Source organism: Pontibaca methylaminivorans (assembly GCF_900156525.1).
Classification (GTDB): domain Bacteria; phylum Pseudomonadota; class Alphaproteobacteria; order Rhodobacterales; family Rhodobacteraceae; genus Pontibaca; species Pontibaca methylaminivorans.
On record NZ_FTPS01000001.1, the window covers coordinates 477,052 to 495,959 of the forward strand.

Consider the following 18,908-nt stretch of genomic DNA (forward strand, 5'->3'; position numbering starts at 1 on the left):
GACATGGACGGATTTACCATCATCGACGGCGTTGTTGCCCTGATCGTCGTGCTGTCGGCGCTCCTGGCCTATGCGCGCGGCATGGTGCGCGAGGCGCTGGCCATCGTCGGCTGGATCGTGGCTGCGGTGCTCGGCTTCCTTCTGGCGCCGCAGGTCGAGCCGCTGATCAGGGAAGTGCCCGTGATCGGAGATTTCATCGCCGACAGCTGCGAACTTTCGCTGGTCGCCGCCTTTGCCGCGGTCTTTGCCGTGGCGCTGATCCTGATGTCGTTCTTCACGCCGCTGTTTTCCTCGATGATCCAGCGCTCGGCGCTCGGCGGGCTGGATCGCGGGCTCGGCTTCCTGTTCGGCGTGGCGCGGGGCGTGCTGCTGATCGCGATCGCCTTTTTCGTCTACGATACCGCCTTCGGCGGCCAGAATATCGCCATGATCGACGACAGCCGATCGGCGCAGGTCTTTGCCCGCATGACCGGCCAGATCGAGGAGCGCAACCCCGAACGCGCGCTCGGCTGGCTCACCCGCCAGTACGAGGAACTCGTGGCCGGCTGCAATGCCGGCAGCGGCGCCAGCAACGATGGTGGCGCAAGCGCAACGTTGCCCGTCAACGAATCGTGATCCGTGGGTGACATCGCCCCGGCGAAGGTTTAAGTGAGGCTCACGTTCCTGCCACGGATTCGGATTTATTCCCGTGCCTGCATCTCGCACCCCCCCCTCGCTTCCCTTCGACGACGACGCCCTGCACGAAGAATGCGGCGTTTTCGGCGTGATCGGCGTCCCCGACGCCTCGACATTCGTCGCACTTGGTCTGCATGCGTTGCAGCACCGGGGCCAGGAAGCCGGGGGGATCGTCTCATACGATCCGGACCGCGGCTTCAACAGCGCCCGCCACTTCGGTTACGTGCGCGACAATTTCACCTCTTCCGAGGTGATCGAAACGCTTCCCGGCGCGGTGGCCATCGGCCATGTGCGCTATGCCAAGTCGGACCAGCCGCGCCCGACGGCAATCCGCGACGTGCAGCCCTTTTTTGGCGAATTCGCCATGGGCGGGGCGGCGCTTTCGCATAACGGCAACATCACCAATGCCAATGCGCTGCGGCGCGAACTGATCGAACACGGCTCGATCTTCCAGTCCTCCTCGGACAGCGAATGCATCATCCATCTGATGGCGCGTTCGCTTCAGCGCGACATCCCGAGCCGCATGGAAGACGCGCTGCGCCGCGTCGAGGGCGCCTTTTCCATCGTCGCCATGACCCGCACCAAACTGATCGGCGTGCGCGATCCGCTCGGGGTGCGCCCGCTCGTGCTGGGCCGGCTCGGCGATGCCTGGGTGATAAGTTCGGAAACCTGCGCCTTCGACATCATCGGTGCCGAATTCGTGCGCGAGGTCGAGCCCGGGGAACTGGTGATCGCGACCCGCGAAGGCATCGAAAGCCGCTTTCCATTCCGGCCGCGCAAGCCGCGGTTCTGCATCTTCGAACATGTCTATTTCTCGCGCCCCGACTCGATCCTGGGCGGACGCAGCGTCTACGAGACCCGCGAGGCGATCGGGCGCGAACTGGCGCGGGAAAACCCGGTCGAGGCCGATCTGGTCTGCCCGGTGCCCGACAGCGGCACCCCGGCGGCGATCGGTTACAGCCTCGAAAGCGGGATCCCCTATGCCATGGGCATCATCCGCAACCAGTATGTCGGGCGCACCTTCATCGAGCCGACCGAGCAGATCCGCAACATGGGCGTGCGGCTCAAGCTGAACGTGAACCGGGCCCTGATCCGGGGCAAGCGGGTGGTGCTGGTGGATGATTCGGTGGTGCGCGGCACCACCAGCCGCAAGATCAAGGAAATGATCTGCGACGCCGGCGCGCGCGAGGTCCATTTCCGCATCGCCAGCCCGCCGACCGCCTGGCCCTGTTTCTACGGGGTGGATACGCCGCGGCGCGACAAGCTGCTGGCGGCGACCATGTCCGAGGACGAGATCTGTGCGCATCTCGGCGCGGACAGCCTCAAGTTCCTGTCGCTCGACGGGCTTTACCGTGCCGTCGGGGAAGCGAACGGGCGCAACAACGAATCGCCCCAGTATTGCGATGCCTGTTTTTCGGGCGATTATCCGGTCGCGCCATCGGACATGATCGAACAGGGCTTCAGGATGGAAACCCCGGCCCGCCGCAAGAAAAAGACCCCGGCCGAATAATCCCGCGCGCAGGGTCCGGGCCGGTCCTTGCGCGGGCTGCCCCCCCGGGCCGGCGCGCCGGAAATGACGGATCCCGCACGTCCCGCGCCAAGGGTCTTGACGGGTCGCCCGCAAGCAGCCACACCCGCCCCATGGCAGATGAAGACAGAACCGAAAACGGCAGGATTGCCCTTGTCACCGGCGCTTCGCGCGGGCTCGGGGCGGCCCTGGCCGAAGCGCTCGCACCCGCGTTCCATGTGGTGGCGGTCGCCCGCACCACCGGGGGGCTCGAGGAACTCGACGACCGCATCAAGGCGCGTGGCGGCAGCGCCACGCTCGCGCCCATGGATATCGCCGATGCCAAGGCCATGGCCGCGCTCTGCCGCAGCATTCACGACCGCTGGGGCAAGGTCGATCTCTGGTGTCATGCGGCGATCCATACCGCCCCGCTCGGCCCGGTGCCCCATATCGACGCCCGCCAGTGGGAAAAGTCGCTGAAGGTGAACGCCGGCGCCACGGCGACGCTGATTGCCTATCTCACGCCGCTGCTTGGGCGCGACGGGCGGGCGGTCTTCCTTGCCGACGATCGCGCGGGGCAGAAGTTCTTCGGGGCCTACGGCGCGAGCAAGGCGGCGCAGATGGCGATGGCGCAAAGCTGGGCCGAGGAATCCCGCCGCACCGGCCCGGACGTGGTGATCGCCGCGCCCCGCCCCATGCGCAGCGCCCTGCGCGCGACCTTCTTTCCCGGCGAGGACCGCTCGGCTCTGGCCGATCCCGCCGAGGAGGCGCGGCGGATCCTGGCGGAACTCGGCCTCTGAGCCCCGAATGAGCCCGCAATGGCCCGCCTCCGCGGGCCATGCCTCCGGCGGGGATATTTCCGGCCAGAAGAAGCACCTGCGCCTTGTTCCCGAACCGGGGCCCGTCTATCAAGGGCCGCAAAACGGCGGCGGTTCTTGCTGACATGCGCATATTGATCACCAATGACGACGGCATCAACGCGCCCGGCCTCGAGGTGCTGGCCGCGATCGCGGCCGGGCTCGCCGGCGAGCGGGGCGAGGTCTGGACCGTCGCGCCGGCGTTCGAGCAGTCGGGCGTGGCGCACAGCATCAGCTATACAAGACCGATGATGATCGCCGAGATGGGCGAGCGCCGTTTCGCCGCCGAGGGCAGCCCGGCCGATTGCGTGCTTGCGGCGCTTCACGACGTGATGAAGGATGCGCCCCCGGACCTCGTGCTTTCGGGGGTGAACCGGGGGAACAACTCGGCAGAGAACGTGCTGTATTCCGGCACGCTCGGCGGGGCCATGGAGGCGGCGCTGCAGGGGGTTCCGGCGATTGCGCTGTCGCAGTATCTCGGGCCGCGCAACCGTTCGCTGGCCGATCCCTTCGAGACGGCGGCCCGGTTCGGGGTCGATGTGATCCGCCGGATTCTTTCTGCAGATGTGCCGAACGGGATGGATTACGGATTGTTCTACAACGTGAATTTCCCGCCCCTGCCCGCGGCCGAAGTCAAGGGCATGCGGGTCGCCCGCCAGGGCGCCCGCCCAGGCACCACCTATGGGGTCGAGCCCTATTCCTCGCCCTCGGGGCGGCGGTTCCTGTGGATCCGCGGCACCGACCAGCATCGCCCGGCCGCGGGGGGGAGCGATGCGACGGTGAACCTCGAGGGCTATGTTTCGATCACGCCAATGCGCGCGGACCTGACCGCCCATGACGCGCTCGAGGCGCTGAGGGTGATCGAATGAGCCCGGAGCCGCGCCCCGATCCCACGCCCGAGACGCGCATGCAGTTTCTTTATGCGCTGCGCTCGCGCGGGGTGACCGACGCCCGCGTTCTCGACGCCATGGAGCGGGTGGACCGGGGGCCCTTCGTGCGCGGTCTTTTCGCCGGGCGCGCCTATGAGGACATGCCGCTGCCCATCGCCTGCGGCCAGACCATCAGCCAGCCTTCGGTGGTGGGGCTGATGACGCAGGCATTGCAGGTGAGCGCGCGGGACAAGGTGCTCGAGGTCGGAACCGGGAGCGGCTATCAGGCGGCGGTGCTCGCCAAGCTGGCGCGGCGGGTCTATTCCATCGACCGCCATCCCCGGCTCGTGCGCGAGGCGCGCGAACTGTTCGAGGCGCTGGACCTTACCAATATCACCGCGATCACCGGCGACGGCTCGCACGGGCTGCCCGAGCAGGCGCCCTTTGATCGCATCATCGTCACCGCCGCCGCCGAAGATCCGCCGGGCCCGCTCTTGGCGCAACTGAAGATCGGCGGTATCATGGTGGTCCCGGTCGGCCAGTCCGACGCGGTGCAGACGCTGATCCGGGTGCGGCGGACCGAGGACGGATTCGAATATGACGAACTGCTCCCGGTGCGTTTCGTGCCCCTTCTGGAAGGGCTGGCCAGAAATGGATAGGCAGGCAGGCCGAAATCGTCCGGCACGAGACGGTGGCGCAACAGGCAAGCGAGGGATGGCGAGCATGGATTTTCCGGTGGCGAGAGTGACGGGCTTCGGGCTCGGTGTGGCGGCATTGGCGCTCATGGCGGGTTGCGGAGGCAATCCGTTCGACATCGACCTGCGCGGGCATACCGGCCAGTTTTCCACCGCGGAAGCCGCGCAATCCATCGCCTCGCGCCCGGCCGCCGACAGCCGCGGGGTGATTTCCTATCCCAATTACCAGGTCGCGGTCGCACAGCAGAACGACACGGTGGCGGCGATCGCCGGCCGGGTCGGCATCCCGGCGGACGAGCTTGCGCGCTATAACGGGATCGACCCGAACGTGAAGCTGCGCGGTGGCGAGATCATCGCCCTGCCGCGGCGCGTTGCCGAAAGCTCGGGCCAGTCCGGCGGCACCGACATCGCCTCGCTCGCGGGCAGCGCGATCGACAGCGCCGCGCCGCGGTCGTCGGTCATCACCTCGCCGCTCGACCCCGCGCCGAGCGCCGCCCCGGCCCCCGCGGCGGCCGAGGGGGCCGAACCCGCGCGCCACAAGGTCGCCCGGGGCGAGACCGCCTATACCATCGCCCGGCTTTACGGGATCCCGGTCAAGGCGCTGGCGGAATGGAACGGGCTCGGCTCGGATTTCGCGGTGCGCGAGGGGCAGGTCCTGCTGATCCCCGAGGCCGGCACCGCGCCGCAGCCCGACAGCACGCCGTCCTCGACGCGGCCCGGCGAAGGGTCGCCGACCCCCACGCCCCCGAGTTCCTCCAAGCCCTTGCCCGAGGACAAGCCCGAGCCCGAGGCGCCGGCAATCAAGGTTCCGGAACCGACCCTCAGCACGAGCAGCAGCAGCCGCATGGATTATCCCGTCAAGGGAAAGATCGCGCGCGCCTATTCCAAGGGGCGCAACGACGGCATCGACATCGCCGGCGCTTCGGGCGATCCGGTCCATGCCGCCGCCGATGGCACCGTGGCCGCGATCACCTCGAGCGCCGACCAGGTGCCGATCATCGTCGTGCGTCACCCCGACAGCCTGCTGACGGTCTATGCCAATGTCGAGCAGATCAAGGTCCAGAAAGGCGATTCGGTGAAGCGCGGGCAGCAGATCGCGCAGCTGCGCGGCGGCGACAATTCCTACGTTCACTTCGAGGTGCGCAACGGTTTCGACAGCGTCGATCCGATGCCCTATCTGGAATAGGCCGGCGCGGCCGGCCGCGGGCGTCAGCCCCTGACCGCCACGCCGTGCCGCGCCGCAAGGTCGGTGAAAAACTGCCAGGCCACGCGCCCGGAGCGCGCACCGCGTGTCGCCGCCCATTCGATTGCCTCGGCGCGCAGAATCTCGGGGTCGACCTCGACACCATAGGCGGCGCAGTAACGGCCGACCATGGCAAGATATTCGTCCTGGCTGCAGGGGTGGAAACCAAGCCAGAGGCCGAAACGGTCCGAAAGCGAAATCTTTTCCTCGACCGCCTCGGAGGGATTGATCGCGCTTGAACGTTCGTTCTCGATCATGTCGCGCGGCATCAGGTGGCGCCGGTTCGAGGTGGCGTAGAACAGCACGTTTTCGGGCCGCCCCTCGATGCCGCCGTCCAGCACGGCCTTCAGCGACTTGTAATGTTCATCGTCGTGGCTGAAGGACAGGTCGTCGCAGAACAGCAGGAACCGCTGGCCGGAGCCGCGCAGAAGCGAAAGCAGCCGCCCGACGCTGGGCAGATCCTCGCGCAGCAGCTCGACCAGCTTGAGCGACGGGTGATCCTTGTGAACTTCGGCATGGATCGCCTTGACGAGGCTTGATTTTCCCATGCCGCGCGCACCCCAGAGCAGCGCGTTGTTGGCGCTGAACCCTTCGGCAAACCGGCGCGTGTTGGCGATCAGCGTATCGCGCGAGCGGTCGATACCCACCAGCAGGTCGAGCGGGATCCGGTTGACCTGCGCCACAGGCTGCAGCCGGTCGGGATCCACATGCCAGACGAAGGCCGCGGCGGCGTCGAGATCGGGCGCCGGGAGCGGCGCCGGAGCGATCCGCTCCAGCGCCCCGGCGATCCGCTCCAATGCGTCACCGCCCGCCCTTGTCACCATTTCCGTCGTTGCCGTCGCCGTTGTCGCCATCGTCATCGCCGCCACCGCTTTCGTTGCCGTCCCTGCCGTCATCCTCCTCGGGCTCGTGATCGTCAAGCAGGTCGTCGGTGAGGTCGTCGGTGAAGTCATCGGCAGCGGCCGGCGCCTCTCGCCCGGCGGGGGGCGTGGTTTCGGACACGACCGGCAGCCCCTCGTCCAGGTGGTCCTCGGCCTCGAATTCCTGCTCGCGCTTGCGCTCGGTCCGGGCCACCAGCAGGATCGAGACTTCATAAAGCCCGTAAACCACCACGAAAAGAACCACCTGGCTGATCACATCGGGCGGCGTCACCAATGCGGCCAGCACGAGAATGCCGACCATCGCATATTTGCGCACGCCGGCCAGCGCTTCGGAACTGACCAGCCCGGCCTTGCCCATGAGCGTGAGCAGGACCGGCAGTTGAAAGCACAGGCCGAAGGCGACGATGAACTTGATGGTGAGGTTCAGATATTCCTGCGCCGAACCCTGGAACACCACGCTGAGCGGCACGGTGCCGTCGGGGACCGCCTCGCCATGGGCACCGAACTGCTGGAAGCTCAGGAAGAAACTGTAGGCCATCGGCGTGATGACGTAGAAGGCAAAGGCCGCCCCCGCCAGAAACATGAAGGGCGAGGCGATCAGGAAGGGCATGAACGCCCCCTTTTCGGACTTGTAGAGCCCCGGCGCCACGAAACGCCACATCTGCAGCGCGATATAGGGAAAGGACAGCATCAGCCCGCCAAGCAGCGAGACCTTGATCGCGACGAAGAAGCCTTCCTGCGGCGAGATGAAGATCAGGTCGCAGTCCTGCCCGCGATTCGCGAGCTCCTTGCACAGCGGATCGGTCAGGAAATTGAAGATCGGCGTCGCCACGGTGAAACAGATCACCATGGCGATGATAAAGGCCACGACCGCATGGATAAGCCGCGTGCGCAGCTCGGCCAGATGCTCGATCAGCGGCGCGCTGGTTTCGTCAATCTCGTCCGCCTGGCTCATGTCTGCCCGCCTGTTCCGTCCCGTCCGTTTCCGCCGGCATAGCCGTCGGCAGGTTTTCCGCAACCCCGCCCGGGGCGGATGCCTTCGGCGCGGATGACGTATCCGTTGCCGCGCCGGTATCCGGTTCCGCCGCCGCCGGCATCCGTTCCACCTTGTCCTCGGGTGCCTTGTTACGGGGGGTGATCGGCGGTGCATCATCGGCCTGCCCGTCGAATCCGCGCGTCATGTCGCGCGCCGCCCCCTTCAGTTCGTCCAGCGCCGAGCCGAGCGGGTTGGTCGCGGTCTTGAGGCTCTTGCTGACATCGCGCAGGCCGGATTCATCCGCCGCCTCGTTCATGGCATTGGTGAACTCGCGCGCCATCCCCTTGGCCTTGCCGATGAACCGTCCCACGTTGCGGAACAGGACCGGCAGATCCTTGGGACCGACCACGATCAGCGCCACGATTCCGATCAGAAGCAGCTCGCTCCAGCCCAGATCGAACATGGCGGATCAGACCTTGTCCTTGTCGGCGGCAGTCTCGGTGACGTCGCGGGCATTGGCCGCGCGCTCGTTCTCAAGCTCGTTCTGGCCCTCGTTGACGCCCTTCTTGAACGAGGTGATGCCCTTGCCGACCTCACCCATGATCGAGCTGATCTTGCCGCGCCCGAACAGCACCAGAACCACGATCGCGATCAGCAGGAGGCCCGGAAGACCGATGTTGTTGAGCATGTCCTTCTCCTTGCGAAGCCGGGCGCTCCAGCGGCGCCCTGTCTGCTCCTGTTCTAGGCAGAGCCGGCGCGCACGGGAAGATGCGCAAGCGCCCGGGTGCCGCCCCCGACTGTGGAAACAGCGCCCGCGGCATGGGCCGAATGTTCAACTGACATGTTTTTGACAGTATGTCTCGACCCGGACCCCGAGACATGCCAGAATGGCGCCATGAGCCAAAGCCAGCGTCTTTTCGATCTGCTGCGGATCCTGCGCGGGGGCGGCCTGCACCGCGCCGAGGATCTCGCGCATCACCTCGGGGTGTCGCAACGCACGCTCTATCGCTATATCGACCGCCTTGCCGAGGCCGGCGTGCCGGTCGAGGGCAAACGCGGCGTCGGCTACCGGCTGCGCGAGGAGATCCTGATCCCGCCCCTTTCGCTCGCACCGGACGAGTTCGAGGCGCTCCAGCTCGGCATCGCCATCGTCGCCGAAAGCCCCGATCCGGGATTGCGGGGCGCGGCGCTCGCGCTGGCCGGGCGGCTCGATGCCGCGCTCCCGGCCGAGCCGCTGCCGCAGGAAGCCGCCTGGACGGCCGAATTTGCGCCCCGGCTCGGGATCGCGCGGGGCCTGTCGCAGATGCCGCTCATCCGCAACGCGATCCGCGGGCGCCAGAAACTGCGGCTCGGGCTGGCGGGCGGCACGCTCACCGTGCGCCCGCTGCGGCTCGACCACGTGGGGCGGATCTGGATGCTCACGGTCTGGAGCGAAGAGGACGGGGCCTTCCGCGACCTCCGCCTCGACCTGATCGAAGCGGTGACCGCCCTCCCCGGCCTGTTCGTCGATGAACCGGGCAAGCGGCTGCGCGACCGGCCCTGAGGCGCAGCCCCGCGCGCCGATCGCATGGACACTTGATCACATGGTCAGGTTGGTCGCCCCGCCATCGGCAAGGATGTTCTGCCCGACGATATAGCCCGCGTGCTGCGAACACAGAAAGGCGCAGGCGGCACCGAATTCGGCCGTGGTGCCGTAGCGTCCGACCGGAATCGTGTCCTCGCGCGCCGCGCGGGCCTCGGCAATGGTGCAGCCGTCGCTGCGCGCCACGTTCTCGTCAAGCGCCGCGGCGCGGGCGGTGTCGTGGATGCCGGGCAGGAGGTTGTTCACGATCACCCCCTGGCGCGCCACCTGCCGCGCGGTGCCGGCGACATAGCCGGTCAGCCCCGTGCGCGCCGAATTGCTGAGCCCGAGCGCCGGGATCGGGGCGCGCACCGACTGGCTGGTGATGTTCACGACCCGGCCCCAGCCGCGCTCGATCATCCCCGGCATGAGCGCGCGCATGAGCGCGATCGGCGCCAGCATGTTCGCATCCAGCGCGGCGATGAAGTCGTCGCGCCCCCAGTCCGACCAGAGCCCGGGCGGCGGCCCGCCGGCGTTGGTGACGAGGATGTCCGCCCCCGCCGCCGCCTCGATCGCCTGGTCCTGCCCGGCCCCGGTGGCGATATCGGCGGCAACGGTGGTCACGGCCACGCCATATCGGTCGCGAATCGCCTGCGCCGCCGTTTCGAGCGCCTCGGCGCCCCGCGCGTTCATCACCAGATCGACGCCCGCCGCCGCCAGCGCCTCGGCGCAGCCGAGCCCGAGGCCACGGCTGCTTGCGCAGACGAGCGCCCGCCTGCCTGCGATACCCAGATCCATCCCCCGCTCCTTCCCGGTTCGGTCCCGTTGCATTCCGGCGCGCGGGCGGCATCGAATTGACCGCCCCGCCGGCGCGGCCTAACCTGCCGCAGTGCAATCGGGCGTGCAAGCGCATGACGAGTTCCAGTTGTTGTGTCCAGACTGTTCAGGTTTACCGCTCCCGCTGGTTCCGCGTGGTGCTTGGTGCCAACATGGGTGATGCGATCGCGCCGATGCGCGATCTGGTTGCCGACGACATATACATGCTGTCACCCGATGCCTCCCGCGAGCGTCTGTCCATTGATACCGACGCGGCCGGCCGGCTTTCGGTGGCACCCGGTTCCGAAGCGGGCGGTGCCGGAGCAATGCTGCATCTCGACTGCGCGGTGACGCTCATGGCGCGCAGCGGCGAACGGGCCGAGGCAATTCTGCTGGTGGAACTCGACAATGCGGGCTTTGTCGCCGAGACCTATCTGCTGAGCTTTACCCCCCTCGCCACCGAAACCGGATATGCGCTGGTCGCGGTTGACCGCGCCGGGGCGGCGCGGCTTTTCGCCGGCAGCGCCATGACCTCATTCGCGCGCGGCACCCATATCACGCTCGGGTCGGGGCGGCAGGTCAGGATCGAGGATCTGCGCATCGGCGACATGGTGCTGACCCGCGATCACGGGCCCCGGCCGCTGCGCTGGATCGGGCAAAGCACCCTGCGCGCGGTGGGGGCGCTGGCGCCGATCCGCATCACGGCCGGGGCGCTCAACAACACGAACGATCTTGTGCTTGGCCCCGATCACCGGTTGTTCGTCTATCAGCGCGACGATCACATCGGCGCCGGCACGCCGGGGCTGCTGCTGCGGGCGCGCCACCTTGTGAACGGCACCAGCGTGACCGTGCAGCCCGGCGGTTTCGTGGATTATTTCCAGTTGCTCTTCGACCGGCATCACCTGATCTATGCCGAGGGGATCGCCGCCGAATCGCTCCGGGTCGCACCGGATATCCGCGCAGCGCTGCCGGCGGCGCTGCTCGACCGGCTGGGGCCGGATCCGGCAGGTCATGGCGAAGGCGCCTTTCACGGCTTCGAAGTGCCGGAAACCATGCTCGGCGCGCCCGGAAGCCTTGAGCGGCTGCGCCGTGCCTCGCTGATCTGAACCCGCGCCATGCGCACAGCGATCCGGCCCGGCGGGCACGAGCCCGCTTGCCGCCTTCCCCGCCAACGGCTAAAGCCCGCCCATGCGTGACACCATCCCCAACCGCCCCGACCTGCCCGCCGAAATCGCGCGGCGGCGCACATTTGCCATCATCAGCCACCCGGACGCCGGCAAGACCACGCTGACGGAAAAATTCCTGCTGTACGGCGGCGCGATCCAGATGGCCGGACAGGTGCGCGCCAAGGGCGAGGCGCGGCGCACGCGATCGGATTTCATGCAGATGGAAAAGGACCGCGGCATCTCGGTCTCGGCCTCGGCCATGTCCTTCGATTTCGGTGAATTCCGGTTCAACCTCGTGGACACGCCGGGACACGCGGATTTTTCGGAAGACACCTATCGCACCCTCACCGCGGTCGATGCGGCGGTCATGGTGATCGACGGCGCAAAGGGGGTCGAGAGCCAGACGCAGAAGCTGTTCGAGGTCTGCCGCCTGCGCGACCTGCCGATCCTGACCTTCTGCAACAAGATGGACCGCGAATCCCGCGACACCTTCGAAATCATCGACGAGATTCAGGAAAACCTGGCCATCGACGTCACCCCGGCAAGCTGGCCGATCGGCATGGGGCGCGATTTCCTTGGCTGTTACGACATGCTGCACGACCGGCTCGACCTCATGGACCGGGCGGACCGCAACCGCGTGGCGACGTCGATCCGCGTCGAGGGGCTGGACGACCCGGAGCTTGACCGCCACATCCCGGCACATCTGCTGGAGAAGCTGCGCGAAGAGGTGGAGCTTGCCCGCGGGCTGCTGCCGGTGCTCGACCCGCAGGCGGTGCTCGAGGGGCACATGACCCCGATCTGGTTCGGCTCGGCGATCAATTCCTTCGGGGTGCGCGAATTGATGGAAGGTGTCAGCACCTACGCCCCCGAGCCGCAGCCCCAATCGGCCGAGCCGAGGCAGATTTCGCCCGAAGAACCAAAGGTTTCCGGCTTCGTGTTCAAGGTTCAGGCGAACATGGATCCGCGTCACCGCGACCGGGTGGCCTTTGTCCGCCTCGCCTCGGGCCATTTCGCGCGCGGCATGAAACTGACACATGTGCGCAGCGGCAAGACGATGACCGTGGCCAGCCCGGTGCTGTTTCTCGCCGCCGACCGCGAACTGGCCGAAGAGGCCTGGGCCGGCGACATCATCGGCATTCCGAACCACGGTCAGTTGCGCATCGGCGACACGCTGACCGAGGGCGAGGCGCTGCGCGTGACCGGCATCCCCTCTTTCGCGCCCGAGTTGCTGCAAAGCGTGCGCGCGAATGACCCGCTCAAGTCCAAGCACCTTGAAAAGGCGCTGATGCAGTTCGCCGAGGAAGGCGCGGCCAAGGTGTTCAAGCCGCTGATCGGCTCGGGATATATCGTCGGCGTGGTCGGGCAGCTTCAGTTCGAGGTGCTGGCAAGCCGGATCGGGCTGGAATACGGGCTGCCGGTGCGGTTCGAACCGACCCAGTTCACCTCGGCCCGCTGGGCCAGCGGCGAGCGTCGCGCGCTCGACAGGTTCGTCGAGTCGAACAGGCAGCACATCGCCCACGACCATGACGGCGACGTGGTTTACCTCACGCGCCTGCAATGGGATATCGACCGGGTGGTGCGGGACTGTCCCGAGATCGCGCTTGCCGCCACCAAGGAGATGCAGACGCCCTGAGCACCGCGCCCGCAGCCCTGCCCCGCTGGGGCATCGTCGCCACGGTGAAGGCGCCGCTCGGGCAGGTGCTCGATTTCGCGGCCTATCACCTCGACCTTGGCGCGCATCGCATCCATGTCTGCCTTGACGAGCCCGATCCGCGAATCCGCGCGGCATTGCTCAGCCATCCGGCGCTGCGGGTGCATGACTGCGACCGGGCCCACTGGCAGCGGCTCGGCATCCAGCGCCCGCGCAAGCATCAGGTGCGCCAGAGCGCGAACGCCACCCATGTTTACGGGCTTGCCGATGATCTCGACTGGCTTGCCCATATCGACGTGGATGAGTTCCTCTGGCCGGTGAACGGGGCCGGGATGGCGCGGCTCCTCGGAACGCTGGACAGCGACACGCTCTGCACGCGGCTGCGCCCGGTCGAGGCGCTTGCGGGCCTTGGTAACGCCTTCAAGGCCATGCCCGCCACGGCGGGGCGCGCGCGGGTGCTCCGCTCCCTTTATCCCCGTTACGGGCAGGAGGTGCGGGCCGGGTTTCTCAGCCACGTCGCGGGCAAGCTGATCGCGCGCACGGGGCTTTCGGGGGTCGAGTTCCGGATTCACAACTTCCGCCAGGCAGGGGCGATGAACCCCGGCGGGATCGAATTTGATGCGGTAGAGCTTTGCCACCGCCATGTCACCGACTGGCCGGAATGGATCGCCGCCTATCGCTACCGGCTGGAGAAAGGCGCCTACCGGGCCGAGCTTGCCCCGACCCGGCCGCGCGAACAGGGCGGGCGCACACTGCACGAGCTCCTGCAGGAGATCGAGGCACAGGGCGGAGAGGCCGGCCTGCGCGGGTTCTTCGACGAGATCTGCGCTGATACGCCGCGCCTGCGCCATGCGCTCGACAAGGCGGGGCTGCTGCGCATCCGCGAGCTGGGGCTTGCGGACAAGCGACGGCGGCATTTCCCGGATTTCGCTTGATCCGGGCGGCAAAAGACGGCACTGCGGATCATGCGGCCCGGTCTGTCCGGGGCCGCGTTTCACGCGCCGGGTTTGACCGCCGCCCGGCTTCTTGTTAAGAGGCCGGGATGCACCGGGCGACACGAATGGCGTGGGGTCGGCCGGCGGCGGTTCCCACCTGATGCGCGGGCCAGTGAAGTGTCCGCAAGACGCGGATATAAATGACAAAATTCTCTGATCTGAATCTGGGCCCCAAGGTCCTGAAAGCCATCGAAGAAGCCGGATACGAATCGCCCACGCCGATCCAGGCCGGCGCGATCCCCCCGGCGCTCGAGGGGCGCGACGTGCTCGGCATCGCCCAGACCGGCACCGGCAAGACGGCAAGCTTTACCCTGCCGATGATCACGCTCCTGGCGCGCGGGCGTGCACGGGCGCGGATGCCGCGCAGCCTGGTGCTTTGCCCGACGCGGGAACTTGCCGCGCAGGTTGCGGAAAACTTCGACACCTATACGAAATACACCAATCTTTCCAAGGCTCTGCTGATCGGCGGCGTGAGCTTTTCCGAACAGGACCGGCTGATCGACAAGGGCGTTGACGTGCTGATCGCGACGCCCGGGCGGCTGCTTGACCATTTCGAGCGGGGCAAGCTGATCCTCTCGGACGTCAAGGTCATGGTGGTGGACGAGGCCGACCGGATGCTCGACATGGGTTTCATTCCCGATATCGAGAAAATCTTCGGCCTGACCAACCCCCTGACCCGGCAGACGCTGTTCTTCTCGGCCACCATGGCGCCCGAGATCGAGCGCATCACCAACACCTTCCTGTCCAACCCGTTCCGCATCGAGGTCGCCCGTCAGGCCACCACGGCGGAAAACATCCGCCAGGGCGTGGTGATGTTCAAACCCTCGCGCAAGGACCGCGAAGGCAGCGAAAAGCGTCGCCTGCTGCGCGAACTGATCGCCGCCGAAGGTGACGCCTGCAGCAACGCGATCATCTTCTGCAACCGCAAGAGCGACGTGGACATCGTGGCCCGGTCGATGAAGAAATACGGTCTCGATGCCGCGGCGATCCATGGCGACCTCGACCAGAGCCACCGCACCCGCACGCTGGACGCTTTCCGCGCCGGCCAACTGCGCTTTCTGGTCGCCTCCGACGTGGCCGCGCGCGGGCTCGACGTGCCGGCGGTGAGCCATGTGTTCAACTACGACGTGCCAGGCCATGCCGAGGATTACGTGCACCGCATCGGCCGCACCGGCCGCGCCGGGCGCGACGGGGTCGCGATTATGATCTGCGCGAGCCGCGACGAAAAGAACCTCGCGGCAATCGAATCTCTGGTGCAGAAAGAGATCCCGCGGATCGACAATCCGCTGCGCAGCCCGGAACCCGCGGCCGACACGGCTAAAGGGGACACGGCAAAAGGGCAAAAGGCGAAGGGCGACAAGGCCGGGGCCGAGACGGCATCAGGCGATGCGGGCCCGAAACCTGCCCCTGCAGCAGAGCCCGCCGCACCCGAAAAGGCCGCAAAAGCCGAAAAGGGCGAGGCGAAAAAGGACAGCCGCGGCCAGTCCCGGGACAGCCGGCAGGCGGCGGCCGAGAAAACCCAGCCCCAGAAACAGGGCGAACGGCACGAGCGCAAGCAGGGCTCGGCGAAGGGCGGAGAGCGGAATTCGCAGCATGCGGCCGTTGTCGGGATGGGCGATCACCTGCCAAGCTTCATCGCGCTCAGCCTCGAAGAGCGGCGCGCCCACTGACAGCACTGACATGACAGGCGGCGGCCCGGTGCAAACCGGGCCCGGCCATGTATCGCGGCGCGCGACCTGCCCTTTGCCCGGACAGGCCATGCCCCTGCGGCTCGCCGCTTAACGCATCCGGCTGATGATCACGGTCACTTCGGGTTTCTTGCCGATCTCGTTTTGCGCCTTCTGACGCAGGTGCCGCTGCAGCATGTCGCGCAGCCCGTCGTCATCCGCGAGGATCTTGCGGTCGGCACGGGCGACCTGGCGCGCGATCTCGGCCTCGAGCACCTCGACCAGCGGCTTGCGGCTGATGCCGGCATCGGCAAGCCCCATGGTCTCGCACCAGGGATCCCCGAGCATCGCATCGCGCTCGTCCAGGATCAGGGTCAGCGTCACATGCCCGTTCAGCGCCATGCGGATGCGGTCGCGGACCACCCCGTCAAGCGCGCCGATCAGCACCGAACCGTCCAGATAGCTGCGCCCGGTTTCCACGTAATCGACGGTTTTCGCGCCGCCCTCGCCCAGTTCGAGCATGGTGCCGTTCACCGCAAGCGCGGCGGCAAAGCCCCCGGCCTCGGCCAGCCGCACATGTTCGCGCAGGTGGCGGTGCTCGCCGTGCATGGGAATCACGATCCCCGGCTGCACGATCTGATGCACGCGCTCAAGATCCGGGCGGTTCGCATGGCCGCTCACGTGGTAGCGCCCGGAATCGTCATCGACGACCTCGACCCCCTTTTCGCTCAAACCGTTCATGATGCGGATCACGTCGCGTTCATTGCCCGGGATGGTGCGCGACGAGAACAGGAACAGGTCGCCCTCCTCCAGCGTGATGCCGCGGTACTTGCCGCGGGCCAGTTGGGCGCTCGCGGCGCGGCGTTCACCCTGGCTGCCGGTCGCAAGCAGCATCACCTGTTCGCGCGGCAGTTCGAGCGCCTCTTCGGCGCTGATGGTCGGGGGAAACTCGGTCAGCACCCCGGTTTCGACCGCCGCTTCGATCATCCGGCGCATGGCGCGGCCGAAAAGCACGATCGAACGCCCCGCGCGGCTGCCCGCCTCGGCCAGGGTCTTGAGGCGCGCAACGTTGCTGGCGAAGGTCGTCGCGATCACCATGCCCCCCGCACCGGCGACAAGCGCCTCGATCTCGGTGGCAAGCCCGGCCTCGGACCGCCCGGGTTCGGGCGAGAACACGTTCGTGCTGTCGCAGACCAGCGCCCTCACCCCGCCGCGGGCGACCTCGGCCCAGAGCGCGGGATCGAACGCTTCGCCGACGATCGGGGTCGGGTCGATCTTGAAATCGCCGCTGTGCACCACCCGCCCGGCCGGGCTGTCGATCACGAGCCCGGCGCTTTCCGGAATCGAATGCGACACCGGCAGGAAGGCCACCGAAAACGGACCGGCAGTGATCATCTGCGGCCAGGGACCGGCGACCTGCACGATCTCGGGCGCGAGCCCGTATTCGGCCAGTTTGCCGCGCGCGATGTTGGCGGTGAAGGCGCGCGCATGAACCGGCGCGCCGAGCGCATGGGCGAAATGCGCAAGCCCCCCCACGTGATCCTCATGCGCATGGGTGATGAACACCGCTTCAAGCCGGTCCTTGCGCTCGATCAGCCAGCTCATGTCGGGCATGATCAGGTCGACCCCCGGCGTGCCGTCCATCTCGGGGAAGGTGACGCCCAGATCGACCAGGATCAGCCGCTCCGCCCCGGGGGCACCATAGCCATAGACATAGGCATTCATGCCGATTTCCCCGGCGCCGCCCAGCGGCATGTAAATCAGTCTTTCTCGGCTCATGATGTCACGGAACTTCCCTGGTTGAACTTGTGGATGACGATCAGCCCGTGCATGGTCAGATCCTCTTCGAGGGCATCGAACAGTCGTTCCCCCTGTTGCAGCAGCGGGGCGAGCCCGCCGGTGGCGATCACCTTCATGGGCTGCTCCCGTTCGGCCTTGATGCGGTCGCAGATCTCGCGCACGAGCCCCACATAGCCCCAGAAGATTCCCGACTGCATGCAGGCGATGGTATTCGTGCCGACCACCTTTTCCGGCAGGGTGATGTCCACATGCGGCAGCGCCGCCGCGGCCATGTGCAGCGCCTCGAGGCTGAGGTTCACGCCCGGCGCGATCGAGCCGCCGACATAGGCGCCGTCGCCATCCACCACGTCAAAGGTGGTGGCGGTGCCGAAATCGACCACGATCAGATTGCCCCCGTGGCGGTCATGGGCGCCCGCGGCATTCACCAGCCGGTCGGGACCGATCAGCGTGCCGGCATCGACCCGGGGCGGCTGCGGCAGGCGGCATTCGGGCTTGCCGACCACCATCGGCCGGACGCCGAAGAAACGGTCGGAGAACACCCGCAGGTTATAGACCACGCGCGGCACGGTCGAGGAAATGATCACCTCGGTGATGTCGGGCTCGATGCCGTAATGGCGCAGCAGGGTCGAGAACCAGGTGAAATAGGCATCCGCCGTGCGCGCATGATGGGTCGATGTGCGCATGGTGCAGATGATGCGCTCGCCGTCCCATACCGCGAATACGGTGTTGGTGTTTCCGCAATCAATCGCCAGCAACATCGGGCATGGCCTTTCAGAAGAACACTTCGGCCGCGGGAATGGAGATCTCTCCGGCCCGGGTCTCCAGCACCAGGTTCCCCGCGTCATCAATGGTGCGGAAAATGCCGCTGGTCATGACCTTCCCGCGTTTCGCGGTGATTTCCTCGCCAATCCGCGTCGCATGGGCCAGCCAGTCCGCACGGATCGCTGCAAATCCCCCGGCCCGGAACTGTGCCTCTCGCCGCGCGAAAGCCGCCGCGAGATGCACGAGGAAGGTTTCGGGCGCGATATGCACGCCCGTCTCGCCAAGCAGGGATACCGGACGCAGCGCACCGTCTTCGACCACTGACGGGGCCGCGACCAGATTGACCCCGATCCCGACCGCGAGGTGGCGCACATCCCCCTGCCCGTTCCCGGCGCTTTCCAGCAGAATGCCAGCAAGCTTTCCGCCGTTCAGCAGCACGTCATTGGGCCATTTCAGCGCGAGCTCCGCCCGGCCTTCGCCGCCGATCACGGCCGCAAGCGCATCGCGCAGCGCCAGGGCGGCGACAAAGCTGCGCAGACCGGCTTCCGCAAGCGATCCTCGCGGGAAAAGCACCAGGGTCGAGGCGAGGTTGCCCTCCGGGTCGGTCCATTGCCGGCCCCGGCGCGCGCGCCCCTGCAACTGGCGATGCGCCATGATCCAGGTCGGGCGCTCGAGCCCGGGCGCGATCCGCGCGGCCTCGTCCAGGGTCGAGTCGACCTCGTCCAGACGGCGCAGATCGTAATCCGCGGGCCAGATGGCGCCGTCATTCATGCGCCGCCGCGCCCGC

Annotated in this window: 19 protein-coding genes; 11 read left to right on the forward strand and 8 right to left on the reverse strand. The window is 67.3% G+C overall.

From position 1 onward, the window contains the following. Positions 1-3: 3 nt before the first annotated feature. The 6 genes from B0B01_RS02410 to B0B01_RS02435 all read left to right on the forward strand — a co-directional run bounded on the left by B0B01_RS02410 (position 4) and on the right by B0B01_RS02435 (position 5,789). Entirely contained in the window at positions 4-615 is a 612-nt protein-coding gene (locus B0B01_RS02410; RefSeq protein WP_076646962.1) for a CvpA family protein, read from the forward strand. A 73-nt stretch (positions 616-688) separates the two neighbouring features. Next, entirely contained in the window at positions 689-2,185 is a 1,497-nt protein-coding gene (purF, locus tag B0B01_RS02415) for an amidophosphoribosyltransferase (protein WP_083945994.1), read from the forward strand. Positions 2,186-2,316: 131 nt separating this feature from the next. After that, positions 2,317-2,982, forward strand: a complete 666-nt coding sequence (locus B0B01_RS02420) for an SDR family NAD(P)-dependent oxidoreductase (RefSeq protein ID WP_076646966.1) — start codon at positions 2,317-2,319, stop codon at positions 2,980-2,982. Between the two features lie 143 nt (positions 2,983-3,125). Further along, positions 3,126-3,908: a 5'/3'-nucleotidase SurE gene (gene surE / locus B0B01_RS02425; RefSeq protein ID WP_076650002.1), complete on the forward strand. Its 783-nt coding sequence runs from the start codon at positions 3,126-3,128 to the stop codon at positions 3,906-3,908. Further along, positions 3,905-4,567 carry a protein-L-isoaspartate(D-aspartate) O-methyltransferase gene (locus B0B01_RS02430; protein WP_076646968.1) on the forward strand — a complete coding sequence of 221 codons (663 nt, stop codon included), beginning with the start codon at positions 3,905-3,907 and terminating at the stop codon, positions 4,565-4,567. Before surE ends, B0B01_RS02430 begins: the two co-directional genes overlap by 4 nt. Before the next feature lie 64 nt (positions 4,568-4,631). Further along, positions 4,632-5,789, forward strand: a complete 1,158-nt coding sequence (locus B0B01_RS02435; RefSeq protein WP_076650003.1) for a LysM peptidoglycan-binding domain-containing protein — start codon at positions 4,632-4,634, stop codon at positions 5,787-5,789. A 23-nt stretch (positions 5,790-5,812) separates the two neighbouring features. Here B0B01_RS02435 and B0B01_RS02440 read toward each other — a convergent pair whose 3' ends face one another. The 4 genes from B0B01_RS02440 to B0B01_RS02455 are packed head-to-tail and all read right to left on the reverse strand — an operon-like array spanning position 5,813 to position 8,391. Next, entirely contained in the window at positions 5,813-6,700 is an 888-nt protein-coding gene (locus tag B0B01_RS02440; protein ID WP_234967767.1) for an ATP-binding protein, read from the reverse strand. Continuing rightward, complete coding sequence (gene tatC, locus B0B01_RS02445) at positions 6,648-7,682, reverse strand: twin-arginine translocase subunit TatC (protein ID WP_076646973.1); 1,035 nt, start codon at positions 7,680-7,682, stop codon at positions 6,648-6,650. The genes B0B01_RS02440 and tatC overlap by 53 nt, the downstream gene beginning before the upstream one ends. After that, entirely contained in the window at positions 7,660-8,166 is a 507-nt protein-coding gene (gene tatB / locus B0B01_RS12875) for a Sec-independent protein translocase protein TatB (protein ID WP_083945996.1), read from the reverse strand. The genes tatC and tatB overlap by 23 nt, the downstream gene beginning before the upstream one ends. A gap of 6 nt (positions 8,167-8,172) precedes the next feature. Then, entirely contained in the window at positions 8,173-8,391 is a 219-nt protein-coding gene (locus B0B01_RS02455; RefSeq protein ID WP_076646975.1) for a twin-arginine translocase TatA/TatE family subunit, read from the reverse strand. Positions 8,392-8,598: 207 nt separating this feature from the next. Between B0B01_RS02455 and B0B01_RS02460 the strand changes: the two genes are divergently transcribed. Further along, positions 8,599-9,246, forward strand: a complete 648-nt coding sequence (locus B0B01_RS02460) for a helix-turn-helix transcriptional regulator (protein WP_076646977.1) — start codon at positions 8,599-8,601, stop codon at positions 9,244-9,246. A gap of 36 nt (positions 9,247-9,282) precedes the next feature. On the opposite strand, the gene B0B01_RS02465 is transcribed toward B0B01_RS02460, so the two are convergent. Beyond that, positions 9,283-10,062 (reverse strand): SDR family oxidoreductase, encoded by a 780-nt coding sequence (locus tag B0B01_RS02465; RefSeq protein ID WP_076646979.1) that lies wholly within the window; start codon positions 10,060-10,062, stop codon positions 9,283-9,285. 113 nt (positions 10,063-10,175) lie between these two features. Between B0B01_RS02465 and B0B01_RS02470 the strand changes: the two genes are divergently transcribed. From B0B01_RS02470 to B0B01_RS02485, 4 genes are all read left to right on the forward strand, one after another. Further along, a complete protein-coding gene (locus tag B0B01_RS02470; RefSeq protein WP_076646982.1) occupies positions 10,176-11,186 on the forward strand; it encodes a Hint domain-containing protein in 1,011 nt (336 codons plus the stop codon). Positions 11,187-11,268: 82 nt separating this feature from the next. Next, positions 11,269-12,879 carry a peptide chain release factor 3 gene (locus tag B0B01_RS02475; RefSeq protein WP_076646984.1) on the forward strand — a complete coding sequence of 537 codons (1,611 nt, stop codon included), beginning with the start codon at positions 11,269-11,271 and terminating at the stop codon, positions 12,877-12,879. A 44-nt stretch (positions 12,880-12,923) separates the two neighbouring features. Next, entirely contained in the window at positions 12,924-13,832 is a 909-nt protein-coding gene (locus B0B01_RS02480) for a glycosyltransferase family 2 protein (RefSeq protein ID WP_234967688.1), read from the forward strand. A 200-nt stretch (positions 13,833-14,032) separates the two neighbouring features. Next, positions 14,033-15,562, forward strand: coding sequence for a DEAD/DEAH box helicase (locus B0B01_RS02485; RefSeq protein ID WP_076646986.1), 1,530 nt, complete (start codon positions 14,033-14,035; stop codon positions 15,560-15,562). A gap of 108 nt (positions 15,563-15,670) precedes the next feature. Here B0B01_RS02485 and B0B01_RS02490 read toward each other — a convergent pair whose 3' ends face one another. The 3 genes from B0B01_RS02490 to B0B01_RS02500 are packed head-to-tail and all read right to left on the reverse strand — an operon-like array spanning position 15,671 to position 18,892. Then, the gene (locus tag B0B01_RS02490; protein ID WP_076646988.1) at positions 15,671-17,338 is read right to left on the reverse strand and encodes a ribonuclease J; all 1,668 of its coding nucleotides are present in this window, start codon (positions 17,336-17,338) and stop codon (positions 15,671-15,673) included. Then, positions 17,335-18,117, reverse strand: a complete 783-nt coding sequence (locus B0B01_RS02495) for a type III pantothenate kinase (RefSeq protein WP_076646990.1) — start codon at positions 18,115-18,117, stop codon at positions 17,335-17,337. Before B0B01_RS02495 ends, B0B01_RS02490 begins: the two co-directional genes overlap by 4 nt. A gap of 13 nt (positions 18,118-18,130) precedes the next feature. Beyond that, positions 18,131-18,892, reverse strand: a complete 762-nt coding sequence (locus B0B01_RS02500; protein ID WP_076646992.1) for a biotin--[acetyl-CoA-carboxylase] ligase — start codon at positions 18,890-18,892, stop codon at positions 18,131-18,133. Positions 18,893-18,908: the final 16 nt, after the last annotated feature.

Bases quoted from the DNA above. Each gene is read 5' to 3' on its own strand.
- B0B01_RS02495 (WP_076646990.1), bottom strand. From the start codon at position 18,117: ATGTTGCTGGCGATTGATTGCGGAAACACCAACACCGTATTCGCGGTA.
- B0B01_RS02500 (WP_076646992.1), bottom strand. From the start codon at position 18,892: ATGAATGACGGCGCCATCTGGCCCGCGGATTACGATCTGCGCCGTCTG.
- B0B01_RS02460 (WP_076646977.1), top strand. From the start codon at position 8,599: ATGAGCCAAAGCCAGCGTCTTTTCGATCTGCTGCGGATCCTGCGCGGG.
- B0B01_RS02420 (WP_076646966.1), top strand. From the start codon at position 2,317: ATGGCAGATGAAGACAGAACCGAAAACGGCAGGATTGCCCTTGTCACC.
- B0B01_RS02410 (WP_076646962.1), top strand. From the start codon at position 4: ATGGACGGATTTACCATCATCGACGGCGTTGTTGCCCTGATCGTCGTG.
- tatC (WP_076646973.1), bottom strand. From the start codon at position 7,682: ATGAGCCAGGCGGACGAGATTGACGAAACCAGCGCGCCGCTGATCGAG.
- B0B01_RS02465 (WP_076646979.1), bottom strand. From the start codon at position 10,062: ATGGATCTGGGTATCGCAGGCAGGCGGGCGCTCGTCTGCGCAAGCAGC.
- B0B01_RS02440 (WP_234967767.1), bottom strand. From the start codon at position 6,700: ATGGCGACAACGGCGACGGCAACGACGGAAATGGTGACAAGGGCGGGC.
- surE (WP_076650002.1), top strand. From the start codon at position 3,126: ATGCGCATATTGATCACCAATGACGACGGCATCAACGCGCCCGGCCTC.
- B0B01_RS02455 (WP_076646975.1), bottom strand. From the start codon at position 8,391: ATGCTCAACAACATCGGTCTTCCGGGCCTCCTGCTGATCGCGATCGTG.
- tatB (WP_083945996.1), bottom strand. From the start codon at position 8,166: ATGTTCGATCTGGGCTGGAGCGAGCTGCTTCTGATCGGAATCGTGGCG.
- B0B01_RS02475 (WP_076646984.1), top strand. From the start codon at position 11,269: ATGCGTGACACCATCCCCAACCGCCCCGACCTGCCCGCCGAAATCGCG.
- B0B01_RS02490 (WP_076646988.1), bottom strand. From the start codon at position 17,338: ATGAGCCGAGAAAGACTGATTTACATGCCGCTGGGCGGCGCCGGGGAA.
- B0B01_RS02430 (WP_076646968.1), top strand. From the start codon at position 3,905: ATGAGCCCGGAGCCGCGCCCCGATCCCACGCCCGAGACGCGCATGCAG.
- B0B01_RS02435 (WP_076650003.1), top strand. From the start codon at position 4,632: ATGGATTTTCCGGTGGCGAGAGTGACGGGCTTCGGGCTCGGTGTGGCG.
- B0B01_RS02470 (WP_076646982.1), top strand. From the start codon at position 10,176: ATGACGAGTTCCAGTTGTTGTGTCCAGACTGTTCAGGTTTACCGCTCC.
- B0B01_RS02485 (WP_076646986.1), top strand. From the start codon at position 14,033: ATGACAAAATTCTCTGATCTGAATCTGGGCCCCAAGGTCCTGAAAGCC.